General features: G+C 42.8%; 14 protein-coding genes. 1 reads left to right on the top strand and 13 read right to left on the bottom strand.

Annotated features, from left to right (window positions below; all coding sequences use genetic code 11):
• Positions 1–9: 9 nt before the first annotated feature.
• Both rapZ and murB read right to left on the bottom strand, forming a co-directional pair.
• Positions 10–873: an RNase adapter RapZ gene (gene rapZ / locus ACGG81_RS02770; RefSeq protein WP_390109454.1), complete on the bottom strand. Its 864-nt coding sequence runs from the start codon at positions 871–873 to the stop codon at positions 10–12.
• Between the two features lies 1 nt (position 874).
• Positions 875–1,786 (bottom strand): UDP-N-acetylmuramate dehydrogenase, encoded by a 912-nt coding sequence (gene murB, locus ACGG81_RS02765; RefSeq protein WP_390109452.1) that lies wholly within the window; start codon positions 1,784–1,786, stop codon positions 875–877.
• Between the two features lie 190 nt (positions 1,787–1,976).
• Here murB and ACGG81_RS02760 point away from each other — a divergent pair, with 190 nt between their 5' ends.
• Entirely contained in the window at positions 1,977–3,275 is a 1,299-nt protein-coding gene (locus ACGG81_RS02760; RefSeq protein ID WP_390110330.1) for an HlyC/CorC family transporter, read from the top strand.
• 72 nt (positions 3,276–3,347) lie between these two features.
• On the opposite strand, the gene ACGG81_RS02755 is transcribed toward ACGG81_RS02760, so the two are convergent.
• The 11 genes from ACGG81_RS02755 to ACGG81_RS02705 all read right to left on the bottom strand — a co-directional run bounded on the left by ACGG81_RS02755 (position 3,348) and on the right by ACGG81_RS02705 (position 14,895).
• Entirely contained in the window at positions 3,348–4,088 is a 741-nt protein-coding gene (locus tag ACGG81_RS02755; protein ID WP_390109449.1) for a sigma-70 domain-containing protein, read from the bottom strand.
• Between the two features lie 97 nt (positions 4,089–4,185).
• Positions 4,186–4,980, bottom strand: coding sequence for an N-acetylmuramoyl-L-alanine amidase (locus tag ACGG81_RS02750; RefSeq protein ID WP_009263098.1), 795 nt, complete (start codon positions 4,978–4,980; stop codon positions 4,186–4,188).
• Between the two features lie 62 nt (positions 4,981–5,042).
• The gene (locus tag ACGG81_RS02745) at positions 5,043–6,659 is read right to left on the bottom strand and encodes a polysaccharide biosynthesis C-terminal domain-containing protein (protein WP_390109445.1); all 1,617 of its coding nucleotides are present in this window, start codon (positions 6,657–6,659) and stop codon (positions 5,043–5,045) included.
• 164 nt (positions 6,660–6,823) lie between these two features.
• Positions 6,824–7,456, bottom strand: coding sequence for an HAD family hydrolase (locus ACGG81_RS02740; RefSeq protein ID WP_390109442.1), 633 nt, complete (start codon positions 7,454–7,456; stop codon positions 6,824–6,826).
• Positions 7,447–7,950: a methylated-DNA--[protein]-cysteine S-methyltransferase gene (locus ACGG81_RS02735; protein WP_120092104.1), complete on the bottom strand. Its 504-nt coding sequence runs from the start codon at positions 7,948–7,950 to the stop codon at positions 7,447–7,449. Before ACGG81_RS02735 ends, ACGG81_RS02740 begins: the two co-directional genes overlap by 10 nt.
• 124 nt (positions 7,951–8,074) lie before the next feature.
• On the bottom strand, positions 8,075–9,268 hold the full coding sequence (gene tuf, locus ACGG81_RS02730) for an elongation factor Tu (protein WP_009263102.1): 1,194 nt from the start codon (positions 9,266–9,268) through the stop codon (positions 8,075–8,077).
• 202 nt (positions 9,269–9,470) lie between these two features.
• Positions 9,471–11,588 carry an elongation factor G gene (gene fusA, locus ACGG81_RS02725; RefSeq protein WP_120092107.1) on the bottom strand — a complete coding sequence of 706 codons (2,118 nt, stop codon included), beginning with the start codon at positions 11,586–11,588 and terminating at the stop codon, positions 9,471–9,473.
• A gap of 14 nt (positions 11,589–11,602) precedes the next feature.
• The gene (gene rpsG / locus ACGG81_RS02720; RefSeq protein WP_009263104.1) at positions 11,603–12,073 is read right to left on the bottom strand and encodes a 30S ribosomal protein S7; all 471 of its coding nucleotides are present in this window, start codon (positions 12,071–12,073) and stop codon (positions 11,603–11,605) included.
• A gap of 180 nt (positions 12,074–12,253) precedes the next feature.
• Entirely contained in the window at positions 12,254–12,676 is a 423-nt protein-coding gene (rpsL, locus tag ACGG81_RS02715) for a 30S ribosomal protein S12 (protein WP_009263105.1), read from the bottom strand.
• A gap of 214 nt (positions 12,677–12,890) precedes the next feature.
• A complete protein-coding gene (locus tag ACGG81_RS02710; RefSeq protein WP_009263106.1) occupies positions 12,891–13,817 on the bottom strand; it encodes an AEC family transporter in 927 nt (308 codons plus the stop codon).
• Between the two features lies 1 nt (position 13,818).
• Positions 13,819–14,895, bottom strand: coding sequence for a M24 family metallopeptidase (locus tag ACGG81_RS02705; RefSeq protein ID WP_008976710.1), 1,077 nt, complete (start codon positions 14,893–14,895; stop codon positions 13,819–13,821).
• Positions 14,896–14,919 lie beyond the last annotated feature (24 nt).

Below are 14,919 nucleotides of genomic sequence, written 5' to 3'. Positions count from 1 at the left end.
TACTTTTCCCTATGAATCTCTTTCAATATCCCGGTGTTCTACCTTTACTCCATATCTGTCATCCTGCTTCAAAAACTGATACAGTTCATTTGCCAGTGTAACAGATCGGTGCTTTCCCCCGGTACATCCAATTGCAATGACAAGCTGATTCTTTCCCTCTATAATGTAGTTTGGAATCAGAAAGGTAACCATATCTTTTAACTTCTCTAAAAATTCCTGTGCTTTTGGTTCCTTCATCACATACTCACTGACCGGACTGTCATTTCCACTCATCGGCCGGAGCTCTTCTATATAATATGGATTCGGAAGGAAACGCACATTGAATACCAGATCTGCATCATTAGGAATTCCATACTTAAATCCGAACGACAATACTGTAATATACAGATTTTTAAATTCTTTATTCTCTACAAAAATTTTGTTGAGTTCACCCTTTAGTTCCCTTGTCAGCATTTTACTTGTATCTACAATATATGTTGCTTTGGATTTTAAAAACTTTAATTTCTCACGTTCCAGTTCGATTCCCTTATCCAGCCGCTCATTTCCTGCAATCGGATGAGTCCGCCTTGTCTCCTGATATCGCTTGATCAGCACATCATTCCCTGCCTCAAGAAACAACACTTCATAAGCAAATCCAGTGTCATCAATCTTCTTTAACACTTCTTCTAATTCTGTAAAATTCCGCTCATCCCGAATGTCAATCCCAAGAGCCAGCTTATCAATCTCTGAATTGGCCCCACTCAAAAGACTTGCCAGAGCCGGAATCACAGGAATCGGAAGATTATCTACACAAAAATATCCAACATCTTCCAGCATCTTCAATGCAGTGCTCTTTCCCGCACCGGACATTCCCGTAACGATCACAAATCTCATCTTAAAATTCTCCTAACATCTTTACTTCCGGTTCCAGTGTCACCCCGGAATTTGCCTTTACGCGCTCCGATACCTGGCGGATCAGTTCCCGTACTTCCGAAGCTGTCGCATTATCCTTATTGATCACAAACCCACAGTGCTTTTCTGATACCTGTGCGCCTCCTACTTGAAATCCTCGTAACCCGGCTTCCTCAATCAGCTTTCCGGCAAAATATCCTTCCGGACGTTTGAAGGTGCTGCCTGCACTTGGATATTCCAACGGCTGCTTTGTCGTGCGCTTCTCTTTGAGTTCATTCATTTTTTCCCGGATTTTTTCTTGCTCCCCATGTGCAAGATGGATTACCGCTTCCAGTACAATGTACTGATTTTTCGCAACCTTGCTTGTGCGATATCCCATATCCAGTTCCTCTTTCGGAATCGTGAGCAGTTCTCCTTCCTTTGTCAGAACTGTCACCTGCTCCAGCACATCTTTCATCTCACCGCCGTATGCTCCGGCATTCATCACTGCAGCTCCTCCGATTGTTCCGGGAATTCCGGAAGCAAACTCAAATCCAGCCAGCGACTCTCCTGCTGCCTTTGCTGCAATTGCCGATAAAAGCGCACCTGCCTGCGCTGTCACAAATTCTCCTTTTACAGAAATCTCACTCATGGATTTGTAAATCTGTATGATAACCCCTCGGTAGCCCTGATCGCTAACAAGAAGATTACTTCCATTTCCTAAAATATAATATGGCATTCCTACCTCTTTGCATAAGAGAATAATCTTCTGTACTTCTTCTGCACTCTCCGGTGATACAAAGTAATCCGCTGCTCCTCCGACACGGAACGTCACATGGTTTTTCAACGGTTCGTCTGTCAGCACATTTTTTTCTTCGGTCAGCTGTATCAATGCGTCATAAAATTCTTTCTTCATGCTCTATCTCCTGCTTCTATCTATATGCATCATTCATTCTGTTCCTATTCATCCTGTCCCGAAGTATTCCTCCGGGCAGTATCTTTATCATACTATAAAGCCCCCGCAAATTCAATGTACACTTGCAAAATCTCCCGAAATACGGTATATTAGAAGCAAAATGTAAAGCAAAAAAGGAGTGAACTTATCATTGGACTCGAGTGTCGTCATACAATTAATTATTTTAGCCGTACTGATTCTTTTATCAGCATTATTTTCATCGGCAGAGACCTCTTTGACAACCTCTAACAAACTAAAAATTCAATCTCTGGCAGACCAGGGAAGCAAGCGCGCCCGCATTCTTCTAAAGATTTCAGAAGATTCTGGTAAGATGCTGAGTGCGATCTTGATCGGGAATAACCTCGTGAACAATGCGGCAACCGCGCTCACGACGTCTCTGATCATTCAGCTATTCGGAAATTCTGGGGTCGGTATTGCGACCGGTGTAATCACTTTATTGATCTTGATCTTCGGAGAAATTTCTCCAAAGACACTGGCAACGATCCATTCCGAAAAGATGGCGCTGCTCTATGCACCGCTGATCCATTTTCTGATGAAGATTTTTACCCCGGTCATTTTTATTGTGAACAAGCTCTCCATGGGAGTTCTGTTTCTTCTGCGTGTCAATCCGGATCAGAAGGTCAACACAATGACCGAACACGAACTTCGGACCATCGTGGATGTCAGCCATGAGGACGGCGTGATTGAATCAGAAGAAAAAGAAATGATCTACAATGTATTTGATATGGGAGATGCCAAAGCAAAAGATATTATGGTGCCTCGTGTCCATGTGACGTTCGCTGATATAAACAGCACTTACGATGAACTGATCGAGATTTTCCGTGAGGACAAGTTTACAAGACTTCCGATCTACGAAGAGACCACTGACAATGTCGTCGGTACAATCAATATGAAGGATCTTCTGTTATACAATTACAATGACAAGAAGGAATTTCATGTCAGAGATATTTTAAGAGAAGCTTATTTTACTTACGAGTATAAGAGCATCTCTGAATTGCTAGTAGAAATGCGACAGGCTTCGATCAACATCGCCATCGTCCTCGATGAATATGGAGAAACTGCCGGACTGATTACCCTCGAAGACTTACTCGAAGAGATTGTTGGCGAGATTCATGACGAGTACGATGAGAACGAAGAGGAGTTTGTCCGTCAGATCAATGACCGGGAATATATCATTGAAGGTTCCATGAATCTTGACGATCTCAACGACAGCCTCGGATTAAATCTTTCCTCTGAAGACTACGATTCCCTTGGTGGATTCATCATCGAACATCTTGACCGTCTTCCTGAACAGGGGGATGAATTGACGACAGATGATGGAATCCGGCTCGTCGTGGAGGCACTCCAGAAGAATCGTGTAGAAAGTGTTCACTTATATATTCCGGAAGGATTCTACGATCGGAAAGAAGAAGACTCTTTCGACTTCTAATCTAACAAAAATGTTGCTGCAATATGGTATCTTACCATTTTACAGCAACATTTTTATTTTCTATGCATTCACCTATTGTTCTCCCAGATTGAGAATATCATTGATCTCTTCTTCCGACATATCCAGAAAGGCAGATACTTCTTCTATCGTTACATCTCTTCCTGTTTCCTCTTTCAGTTTCTTGATATTATCATCTAAATCTGTATACTTCTCTAAAAGCGTATGGTCTCTTCGCTTCACTTCTGTCTGCTCCTCGATCAGCATCTGCATTCCCGCGCGTACTTCCTCCATAATCTTCCCATGCGCTTCCTCTGCGGATTTCAATTCATCCAGTGCAAGCATCAGGCTTACATTTCCCTCCTGGATCAGATCTCCGAGAAATACTTCTTTGTGATACATCTCTTTCGCTACTTCCACAACTTTCTCCAAATACAGCTCGATCAGTCTTCCCCTTGCGAGTGCATCTCCTTCTATCGAGGCTGCAAATAACTTTTGTCGCTCGCCTGCTTCCTCTGCCTTTATTGTTTTGATTTCTTCCATATAGCATGCGAGATAACGCTTTTCTTCCTCTGTATAGTGCTCCTCTGCCTGTTCTTCTGTCTTCTCAGTAACAGTTCCTCCCTGTTTTACATAGCCTTTGACTGCTACTTTCTGCGACAGCAGATAGTCGCAGACCAACTCCATCTGTTCTCTGGAAAGTCCGTCCTCTGCAAAATATTCTTCTACTTCTCTTACCGAAAGTACATTCTGCGCTCCCTGAGCCTTCTGAAGAATTCCTCCTAGTTTCTCCCGAAATTCTAATCTATCACTCATACTTTTATCCTCTTTTCTGCTTTGTATATTTCCCTATTCTACCTATTTTCACTGCTTTTGTAAAGCATTATGCTCTATTGCCATGTAGTTTTACTGCTTAATGGATCACAATCGTTGGATATCCTGCCCATTTTAACCGCTGCTCCATCTGCGCTGCCTCCTGCAAAGTCGGATAACTCCCGACCACTACACGGTAAAACCCGTTAGAGTCTTCAATTCTTGCGGGATATTCCTGCTCCTGAAGCTCTCTTAACAAGTTATTTGCATATACCTGATTCCGGAATGCTCCGACCTGGACACGGTATCTTCCTCCTGCTCCTCCGGCAGTTCCACCACTTCCCGGCACGGTTCCGCCACTGCTGCTCTCCAAGGTATCAAGAATACCTGACGCGATCGCCTCTGCAATATCCTGAAAATTATCATCAAACAACTGATTATCTGTGTCTGAATTGATGAACCCAACTTCCACAAGAACTGCCGGCATTTTTGTTCTGCGCAACACGATCAGATTCGGTCTTGCCTTGACCCCGAGATTCACAAATCCAATGGATTCTAGCTGCTCATTGATATTCTGTGCCATCTCATACTTAATCCCAGATTTGTCATAGACAAGTGACTCTACCCCTGATACTGCGTTGGCAGTGGGATAGGAGTTCCGGTGAATGGACACAAAAAAATTTACTCCGGCTTTGTTCGCCTCCATTGCCTTCTCATACGGCGACTCATACACATCTGTTGTCCTTGTATATTCTACATCTAATCCGTTATTCTGTAAAATCTGCCCAATCGCTAACGTAAGCTTCAGTGTATCATCCTTCTCCTGTCTACCGTTATATACTGCTCCCGGGTCACGTCCACCGTGCCCGGCATCTAACATAATTGAATATGGCATGTTTCTACTCCCGATAAATTTCTTTATCATTATTCTATGCAGAACATCTCACTTTGTTTCATCTACCGTCTCTCTCTTGCCCGTTCCCTTTTGTATCTTTGTTCCATACGCCGCCTTTTCTCCATAGCTTTCAGCTTAGTCATGATCGTTGTATAAAAACTCAGATAAATCATTCCTCCGATGGCAATTGCAAACAAAAGACTGATCAGATTAGATTCGGTAACAAGCTCCAAAAGATAATAAATCCCACCTGCTGCCACTCCCATCGGAATAGATGCCAGAAGCGGACAGAGATAGGCAGTTCCCCATGGGTTTTTATAATGAATGTACTTCTTCATTGAAATATCATTTAAAATACAGATGACAATTGAATAGACAATCGTTGCCACCAGCACTGCATAAATCCCAAGTGAAGTCAGTTGAAGAAGCGCAACAAGCAGCCCGACATTGATGACCAATGCGATCGCCGCATTCCACATCGGCAGATTTGCCTTGCCGATTCCCTGCAGAACACCATTGGATACATTTGAATTTGTATTAAAAATAATCGTTACTGCGCCGATGAGCAGCAAAGTGCCGGCGGTTCCATTCGTATTCGAAAACAACAGTCTTGTGATCGGATAAGCCAATACTGCAAGCCCTACAGCCGCCGGAATTGAAATAAACATCGATAACTGAGTCGCCTCATCGATCTTCCTTCTGGCAGCCTTCCTCCTATGCTGTGCATACAGTGCGGACACCTCCGGAATCATCGATGTAGGCGCCGCTCCAGCAAGCGTCAGAGGAATATTGATAATCGTAAGAAAATAGACCGAATACTCACCATAGAGTGTACTCACCACCTCCGAGTTTACCCCTTGCCTGCCTGCCAGTTCGGAATACATGACACCGTTGATATAACCGTTGATATTATAGATGAACGAACTGAAAATAATCGGTGTTACAATCAGAAATAAAACACGGAAAATCTCTCGATAACTATCTTCCTTCCCGGTCTGATCTGCTCTCACATGCCGTGCGATCTGTTTTCGGTTGACCTCATAGGCAGCTGCCATAAAAAGCAACGCGATCAATACACCTGCTCCGGTTCCAACGGTTCCTCCTGCTGCCCCCCATTTTGCAATTCCTTCTTTTGTTCCATCGGAAAAGAAATGGATAAAAAGCCATGCCGCCCCGATGCTGACTGCCGCATTGAGAATCTGCTCAATAATCTGGGACAAAGAGGTCGGAAGCATATTGCTGTGCGCCTGAAAATATCCACGGTATACCCCAAGGATCCCTGACAAGAAAATCGTCGGCGCTAATACCTGAAGTGCAAGAGTCGCTCCCGGCTGATTACTTGGAATCATGTATTTTGCTCCAAACAGACAAAACAGCGCACTTGCACCACTTAAGATCATTGTATAGATCAGCGCACCTCTGAAGAACTTCTGTGCATTCTTATATTCCTTAAATGCCAGCCGTTCTGCAATCACTTTCGATACTGCCTGAGGAATACTGAAAGATGCGATCATCAGCAAAATCAGATACGCATTCTGTGCAAGCCCATAATAACCAATCCCAATTTCTCCAACAATCTCCGACAGTGGGCTTTTATACAGCAACCCGATCACTTTTGAAATTAACGCCGCAATCATCAAAAAAGAGGCATTTCTCAATAAATTATTCTTTTGTGTCATCCATTTGCTCCTATCTTTCCTAATACAGAAAAAGTGTCATACTCCTTTTAGTATAACACTTTTTTACCGAAAAACCTCTATATTTTTCTCATATCATATCCTGTTTTGCAAAAAGTCATTTTCTTATATCCTTTATCCTTTTGCAAAAAGTATATAAACTGCTCTTAAAAGATCTCAAGAAGTTCCTGAAACTGCCCTATTTCTGCCTCAGCATCCGGCGCCTCACCGAACCCGTATCCCGCAAATATCATCGGTACCTTGGCAATCTCACACGCTTTATAGTCCCCGAGCGTATCTCCGACATAGACCGGAAAATCTAGTCCATTTCTATCTGCAACGCTTCTGATATTCTCTCCCTTTGGACGTTTTGTATTCCCAAAGCATTCCATATCTGTCACAAACTTGCCAAGCCCTGTCTTCTCTAAGAATAACTCAATGTAACCGCTCTGACAGTTGCTGACAATAAACAGAGGATACCTCTCTGCCAGTGTTCGCATAACTTCTATTACCTGTGGATAAGTAATGTCCTCTTCGCTGGCAGCCAGCGCCTCGTGCTCATATCGACAGCATCGCTCCAGGATACGCTCCCTCTGTTCTTCTGTAGCCTCTGAAAGAATATTTTTCGCAATCACATCCATCGTCTTCCCAAATAATCCCTTTAAAATCTCTCCAGTCAGATGAACGTCTGTGATTCCCTCTTCTATGATTGCCTGATTCCATGCACCTGCCACAATCTCTGTCGAATCCCACAGCGTACCGTCTACATCAAAAATAATCCCATCTACTCTCATTTCCATCTCTCGTTTCTTCTCCCTTCCCGTTCCAGTAAATATCGCTTCACATCATCCCCACATCCAAATCCAGATATATCTCCATTCTTATGGATCACACGATGGCATGGAACAAGGATCAAAATCGGATTCCGATTATTTGCCTGTCCGACTGCGCGGACTGCTTTCGGATTTCCTATACCTGCTGCAATATCTGCATAACTTCTCGTTTCCCCATATGGGATTTTGCGTAGTTCTTCCCATACTCGCTTTTGAAACGCTGTCCCTTCTGCCTTGATTGGAATTGTAAAATTCCTTCGCTCTCCCGCGAAATATTCCTGAATCTGACAGTACGTTTCATATAGAATATCCGAATGCAGATGATAGCGATGTTCGGATTGCTTCTCCGATAACAAAATAACATTTTCCGTTTCTAAAAAAAGATTTGTCAGATATCCATCTGCTTCTGAAATTGTCAGGATACCGATTGGACTTTGAAATGTGTACGACTGTTTTAACATTTTGTAGTTATCCCTTTTCTCTCTTACTTAAAATACAAAAATATTTTATCATACAAACTGGCAACCTGTCATGCAAAAAGGGACTGCCTTACGGCAATCCCTCAAAAATTTATTCATCTTTTAATTATTCGATGATTGTAGCAACTCTTCCTGATCCTACTGTACGTCCACCTTCACGGATAGCGAAACGTAAACCTTGTTCCATAGCTACTGGATGGATCAGTTCGATAGACATTTCTACGTTATCTCCAGGCATGCACATTTCTGTACCTTCTGGTAAGTGGCAAACACCTGTTACGTCAGTTGTTCTGAAGTAGAACTGTGGTCTGTAGTTGTTGAAGAATGGTGTGTGACGTCCACCTTCGTCTTTTGTTAATACGTAAACCTGAGCTGTGAATTTTGTGTGACATGTAACACTACCTGGTTTAACAAGAACCTGTCCTCTTTCGATTTCTGTTCTCTGAACACCACGAAGTAATGCACCGATGTTGTCACCAGCCTGAGCTTCGTCAAGAAGTTTACGGAACATCTCGATACCTGTTACAACAACTTTACGTGTTTCTTCTTTGATACCAACGATTTCAACTTCGTCAGATACGTGAAGTGTACCACGCTCAACTCTACCAGTTGCAACTGTACCACGTCCTGTGATAGAGAATACGTCCTCTACTGGCATTAAGAATGGTTTGTCTGTTTCACGTTCTGGATCTGGGATGTAGCTGTCAACAGCTGCCATAAGTTCCATGATCTTGTCTCCCCATTCTCCGTTTGGATCTTCAAGAGCTTTAAGAGCAGATCCCTGGATGATTGGAGTGTCATCTCCTGGGAATTCGTATTCGTCTAATAATTCACGAATTTCCATTTCAACTAATTCTAATAACTCTTCATCGTCTACCATGTCACATTTGTTCATGAATACTACGATGTAAGGAACACCTACCTGACGAGAAAGTAAGATGTGCTCTCTTGTCTGAGCCATAACACCATCTGTTGCAGCAACAACGAGGATAGCACCGTCCATCTGAGCAGCACCTGTGATCATGTTCTTAACGTAGTCAGCATGACCTGGGCAGTCAACGTGAGCGTAGTGACGGTTCTCTGTCTCGTACTCAACGTGTGATGTAGAGATTGTGATACCACGTTCTCTTTCTTCTGGAGCTTTATCGATGTTCTCGAAATCTGTTGCTGTGTTACCTTCTACTCTTGCTGCAAGAGTTTTTGTGATAGCAGCTGTTAAAGTTGTTTTACCATGGTCAACGTGTCCGATTGTACCAATGTTAGCATGTGGTTTGCTTCTTTCAAATTTAGCTTTAGCCATTTTGAATAATCCTCCTTATTATATGTCTTCTTAACGAAGACAATTCTATTAGTTTCAGTTTAACTCGACTACTTCGATTATATTTCAAATCGCATTGTTTTTCAAGCCTTTTTCTGATTTTTTTATATCAAACAACCGAATCTGCCTAAGAAAATCTCAGAAGCCATATCCGGTTGTCAGATACGATATATTTTACGGTTGATTAAGCGTTTTTGTTAGATAACACTTTCTCCTGTACGTTCTTCGGAACTGGCTCGTACTTCTCAAAGAACATTGAGTAGTTACCACGTCCCTGTGTCTTAGAACGTAAGTCTGTAGAGTAACCAAACATCTCAGATAATGGAACATATGCACGAACGATCTTACCACCGCCGAGGTCATCCATACCTTCGATACGTCCACGACGAGAGTTGATGTCACCGATAACATCTCCCATGTATTCTTCTGGCATTGTTACTTCTACTTTCATGATTGGTTCAAGTAAAACTGGTGCAGCTTTTGCCATAGCTTCCTTGAAAGCTAAAGATCCTGCAATGTGGAATGCCATTTCACTTGAATCGACTTCATGGTAAGAACCATCATATACAGTAGCTTTGATACCTACTACCGGGAATCCGCCAAGTGTACCAGACTTCATAGCTTCCTCGATACCTTCTCCAACCTTCGGGATGTATTCTTTCGGAATTGCACCACCGACAACTGTTGACTCGAAGAAGAATGTCTCTTCACCGTTGACGTCTGTTGGTTCAAATTTAACTTTACAGTGTCCGTACTGTCCACGTCCACCTGACTGTTTTGCATATTTGCTGTCTACATCAACTGCTTTTGTAAAGGATTCTTTGTAAGCAACCTGTGGTGCACCTACGTTTGCTTCTACTTTGAATTCACGAAGAAGTCTGTCTACGATGATTTCAAGGTGAAGCTCACCCATACCAGCGATGATTGTCTGACCAGTTTCCTGATCTGTATGAGCACGGAATGTCGGGTCTTCTTCTGCAAGTTTTGCTAAAGATTCACCTAATTTACCCTGAGAAGCTTTTGTCTTTGGTTCAATAGCTAACTCGATAACCGGCTCTGGGAATTCCATAGACTCAAGGATTACCGGGTGCTGCTCGTCACAGATTGTATCTCCAGTTGTAGAAAACTTAAATCCGATCGCTGCTGCGATATCTCCTGAGTATACTTTGTCAAGCTCTTCTCTCTTATTTGCATGCATCTGTAAGATACGTCCAACACGTTCTTTCTTACCTTTTGTTGCATTTAATACGTAAGAACCTGAGTTCATTGTTCCAGAGTAAACTCTGAAGTATGCTAACTTACCTACGAATGGGTCAGTCATAATCTTGAATACTAATGCTGAGAACGGTTCTTCATCAGATGATTCTCTTACAACATCGTTTCCGTCTTCATCAATACCCTGGATAGCAGGTACGTCAAGTGGTGAAGGCATGAATTCGATAACTGCATCAAGAAGTTTCTGAACACCTTTGTTTCTGTAAGCAGTACCACAGCATACCGGAACAGCATCACAGCTACATGTTCCTTTTCTTAAAGCTGCTTTTAATGCTTCTGTTGAAGGTTCTTCTCCTTCCAGGTATTCCATCATTAAGTCATCATCTAATTCACAGATTTTCTCAACTAATTCTGTACGGTAAAGCTCTGCGTCTTCTTTCATATCTTCCGGGATATCTGTGATGGAAATATCATCACCTTTATCATCGTTGTAGATATATGCTTTCATTTCAAATAAGTCGATGATTCCTTTGAATTCATCTTCTTTTCCGATTGGAAGCTGGATACAGATTGCGTTTTTACCTAATCTTGTTTTGATCTGTTCTACTGCTCCGTAGAAGTTTGCACCTAAGATGTCCATCTTGTTGATGAATGCCATTCTTGGTACGTTGTATGTGTCAGCCTGACGCCATACGTTTTCTGACTGAGGCTCTACTCCACCTTTTGCACAGAATACACCAACTGCACCGTCAAGTACACGGAGTGAACGCTCAACCTCTACTGTAAAGTCAACGTGTCCCGGAGTATCAATGATGTTGATACGGTGCTCTAACGCACCAGCTTTTGGCTTGCAGTTTTCCTGCAGTGTCCAGTGACATGTTGTAGCAGCTGAAGTGATTGTGATACCTCTTTCCTGCTCCTGAGCCATCCAGTCCATAGTAGCAGTACCTTCGTGAGTATCACCGATTTTGTGGTTAACACCAGTATAGTAAAGAATACGCTCAGTTGTTGTTGTTTTACCAGCATCAATATGAGCCATAATACCGATGTTTCTAGTTCTATCTAATGGATATTCTCTTCCAGCCAAGACTTTTTCCTCCCTTAGAATCTGTAATGAGCAAATGCTTTGTTAGCCTCTGCCATCTTGTGCATGTCTTCTTTCTTCTTCACTGATGCACCTGTGTTGTTAGCTGCATCTAAAAGTTCGTTTGCCAGTCTTTCTTCCATTGTCTTCTCTCCTCTTTTACGAGAATACAATGTGATCCAACGAAGTGCTAAAGCCTGTCTTCTGTCTGCTCTTACTTCGATCGGTACCTGATATGTTGCTCCACCAATACGTCTTGCTTTTACTTCAAGCACTGGCATAATGTTGTTCATTGCTTCTTCGAATACTTCAATCGCTGGTTTCTCAGCTTTTGCTTCGATTCTTTCAAATGCTCCGTATACAATCTTCTGAGCTACACCTTTCTTACCATCTAACATGATGTTGTTGATAAGCTTTGTAACCACTTTGTTATTGTATAATGGATCCGCTAATACGTCTCTTTTTTGAGTATGTCCTTTACGTGGCACGGTCCTTCCCTCCTTAATCATTGTTTTGAAATGTTCAAAATTACTTAATTAATTCATCGGTACTCACATGTGTCTTTCTAATGATAATGTGTTCGTGCGGGACTTACTATCTCTATCGATATAACCCGCAACCTACTGGAATCATAGTTCTGTTTGTGATACGATTTTTGTTACTGATTCTTATTTCTTTGCGTCTTTCGGTCTCTTAGCACCGTATTTAGAACGCGCCTGTCTTCTCTTAGCAACACCTGCTGTATCAAGTGTTCCTCTGACGATGTGGTATCTTGTACCTGGTAAGTCTTTTACTCTACCACCACGGATCAGAACAACGCTGTGTTCCTGAAGGTTGTGTCCTTCTCCTGGGATATAGCTTGTTACTTCGATACCGTTAGAAAGACGAACTCTGGCAATCTTTCTAAGAGCTGAGTTAGGCTTCTTAGGTGTAGCTGTTTTAACTGCTGTACACACACCTCTTTTCTGTGGTGCAGATGTGTCAGTTGCTTTCTTTTTTAAAGAGTTGTAACCTTTCTGAAGAGCTGGAGCTGTAGATTTCTTTACAGATGTCTGACGTCCTTTTCTTACTAACTGATTAAATGTTGGCATTCCTTTCACCTCCTATGATATTTCCTGTTCTTCTTTTCGCGAAGAACTCCTGGTTGCTGAGCTTTTATTCACTCTTTTTGTGCATAAAAAATATACATATTCCTATGCACGCTCTATTAGTCTATTACGATTTTCCCCAAATGTCAAGCACCCAGACAAAAAAAGCAAAAAAAAGTCGCAATCCTGCAAACTTTTTTCTGCTTTCCCTGCTTTTCTATAAAAACATGCACCAGATCGGCAACGTCACGAGTGACAGAAGCGTAGATACAAACAGCATTCCCGCAGCGCACTGTTCATCTCCTCCATGTTTTCCTGACAGAAGTACTGCTGTAATCGGTGTCGGCATCGCCGCAATGATCACTGTGATTCCCCGAAGAAGCGGATCGATCGGAAGCAGCGCCGTCAATCCAAACACAATCCCTGGCACAACAATCAGCCGGACAAATGTGTAAAATGCAACGGACTTGGTCAAAAGTCCCTTCGGATTCATTTCGGCAAGCATCATCCCTACCAGCATCATGCTGAGCGGTGTATTGCAGCTGCTGATCCCCGAAATAGTATTTTCCAGAAAAGTCGGAAGGCTGATCCCGCTCCCCATCAGAATTGCCCCGGTATAGACCGCCACAATGCAGGGATTGGTCATCACTTTTCGAAACAGGCTGTGTTTCCCTGCTTTTTCTTCCTGCCCGCTTCCTTTCATAAACACAGACATTCCAATCGTCCACATCACAATCCGGACAGGGATCATAAAAATAGATGCATAAAAAAGTCCGTTGCTTCCGTAAATCCCCTCAATAATTGGATTTCCGAGGAAACCACCGTTTGACACGATCGTCCCATACCGAAGTGTCTTCTGCCTGTAATGCGGTTCTTTTCGGTAGCATACAAAACTCGTCACAATACTGACTACATTATATCCAATTGACAGGAACAATACGATCGCGCAGGAAACCATCATCCCCCAATCCCATTCCATAAAAAATGAATGAATAATATTAAACGGAAGTGTGACAAAGAGACAGAGGTCTACCATGTTCTTCCGCCCCTCTGTGCCCACAATCCCCTTTTTTCGGATGCAGAAACCAATGATCACAAGAAGAAAGATCATCAGCTGCATATTCAACATATTTTTTACTACCATCTTAGATAATTCTCAAGGCTTTATCTGCTCGATTCAGCACTTCGCACCCTTCTTCTGTCACAAGAACAAGATCTTCGATACGGACTCCCACTTTCCCTTCAAGGTAAATGCCCGGCTCGATGGAGAAGATCATTCCCGGCTTCAACACGTTTTCATTCACAGAAGAAACATCCCCCGCCTCATGCACTTCTTGTCCGATGCAGTGTCCGGTGCGGTGTGTAAAATATGGTCCATAGCCTTTCTCTGTAATGTAATCTCGGGCTGCTTTGTCCACATCACAGAAACGCGCACCTGGTTTTACTGCCGCAATCGCCCTCAGATTTGCCTGAAGCACGGTATCATACACTTCTCTTGCCTGCTCAGAAGCCTCACCGATAAAGACGGTTCTCGTCATATCAGAGCAATATCCATCCTTCTTACAGCCAATATCAAGCACAACCGAATCTCCTGTTTTGCCGACACTGACCGTATCTGTCATATGATGTGGATCTGCCGCATTTGCCCCATAAGCACAGATTGGCTCAAAAGAATATCCTTCTGCACCCAGTTCTAGATAAATCTTCTGCAATTCTTCTGCCAACTCTTGTTCTGTCATCCCCTGATTCACAAGCGGTATCAGTCGCTCCACTGCCATATCATTCAGTCTGGAAGCTTCTTTCATTTTACAAATCTCATCTGCATCTTTGATCTGCCGAATATCGTCCAGTACAAAAGAAGCATTGACAAACGCACTTCCTGCTTCCAGTTCCATCAGACGAAGTAAAAATTTTGCGGGCCAAATCTTGTCCACTCCTACTTTTTTCTCTTTTTCCACATATCGTGCAAGGATTTCCACACTGTCCTCCACATCATCAAAATAGATGACATCCACTCCAACTTCTCCTTCCTGCGGGAAAAGTTTAGATAGGATCAGCTTGTGATCTCCATTCTGGTTCAGATACAGTACTAGCATCCTCTCTCCCGGCAGGATCATTCTTCCTGTCAGATAGTAGATCGATGCAGGATCTGCAACAATCATTTGTTCCAGTCCTGCGTCTTTCATCGCATTCAATACACGGTTCAGCTTATCTTGAAACATTTTTCTTCCTCCTGCTATCTCTTA

This window comes from Faecalimonas umbilicata, assembly GCF_042846195.1.
Classification (GTDB): domain Bacteria; phylum Bacillota; class Clostridia; order Lachnospirales; family Lachnospiraceae; genus Faecalimonas; species Faecalimonas umbilicata.
The sequence above is the reverse complement of the archived record's forward strand: the minus strand, read 5'-3'. Positions and strand labels throughout refer to the sequence as shown.

Excerpts from the sequence above, each read along its gene's own strand:
- ACGG81_RS02705 (WP_008976710.1), bottom strand. The coding sequence starts at position 14,895 with ATGTTTCAAGATAAGCTGAACCGTGTATTGAATGCGATGAAAGACGCA.
- ACGG81_RS02750 (WP_009263098.1), bottom strand. The coding sequence starts at position 4,980 with ATGCCATATTCAATTATGTTAGATGCCGGGCACGGTGGACGTGACCCG.
- ACGG81_RS02745 (WP_390109445.1), bottom strand. The coding sequence starts at position 6,659 with ATGACACAAAAGAATAATTTATTGAGAAATGCCTCTTTTTTGATGATT.
- ACGG81_RS02740 (WP_390109442.1), bottom strand. The coding sequence starts at position 7,456 with ATGGAAATGAGAGTAGATGGGATTATTTTTGATGTAGACGGTACGCTG.
- ACGG81_RS02735 (WP_120092104.1), bottom strand. The coding sequence starts at position 7,950 with ATGTTAAAACAGTCGTACACATTTCAAAGTCCAATCGGTATCCTGACA.
- rapZ (WP_390109454.1), bottom strand. The coding sequence starts at position 873 with ATGAGATTTGTGATCGTTACGGGAATGTCCGGTGCGGGAAAGAGCACT.
- tuf (WP_009263102.1), bottom strand. The coding sequence starts at position 9,268 with ATGGCTAAAGCTAAATTTGAAAGAAGCAAACCACATGCTAACATTGGT.
- ACGG81_RS02710 (WP_009263106.1), bottom strand. The coding sequence starts at position 13,817 with ATGGTAGTAAAAAATATGTTGAATATGCAGCTGATGATCTTTCTTCTT.
- ACGG81_RS02755 (WP_390109449.1), bottom strand. The coding sequence starts at position 4,088 with ATGAGTGATAGATTAGAATTTCGGGAGAAACTAGGAGGAATTCTTCAG.
- rpsL (WP_009263105.1), bottom strand. The coding sequence starts at position 12,676 with ATGCCAACATTTAATCAGTTAGTAAGAAAAGGACGTCAGACATCTGTA.
- murB (WP_390109452.1), bottom strand. The coding sequence starts at position 1,786 with ATGAAGAAAGAATTTTATGACGCATTGATACAGCTGACCGAAGAAAAA.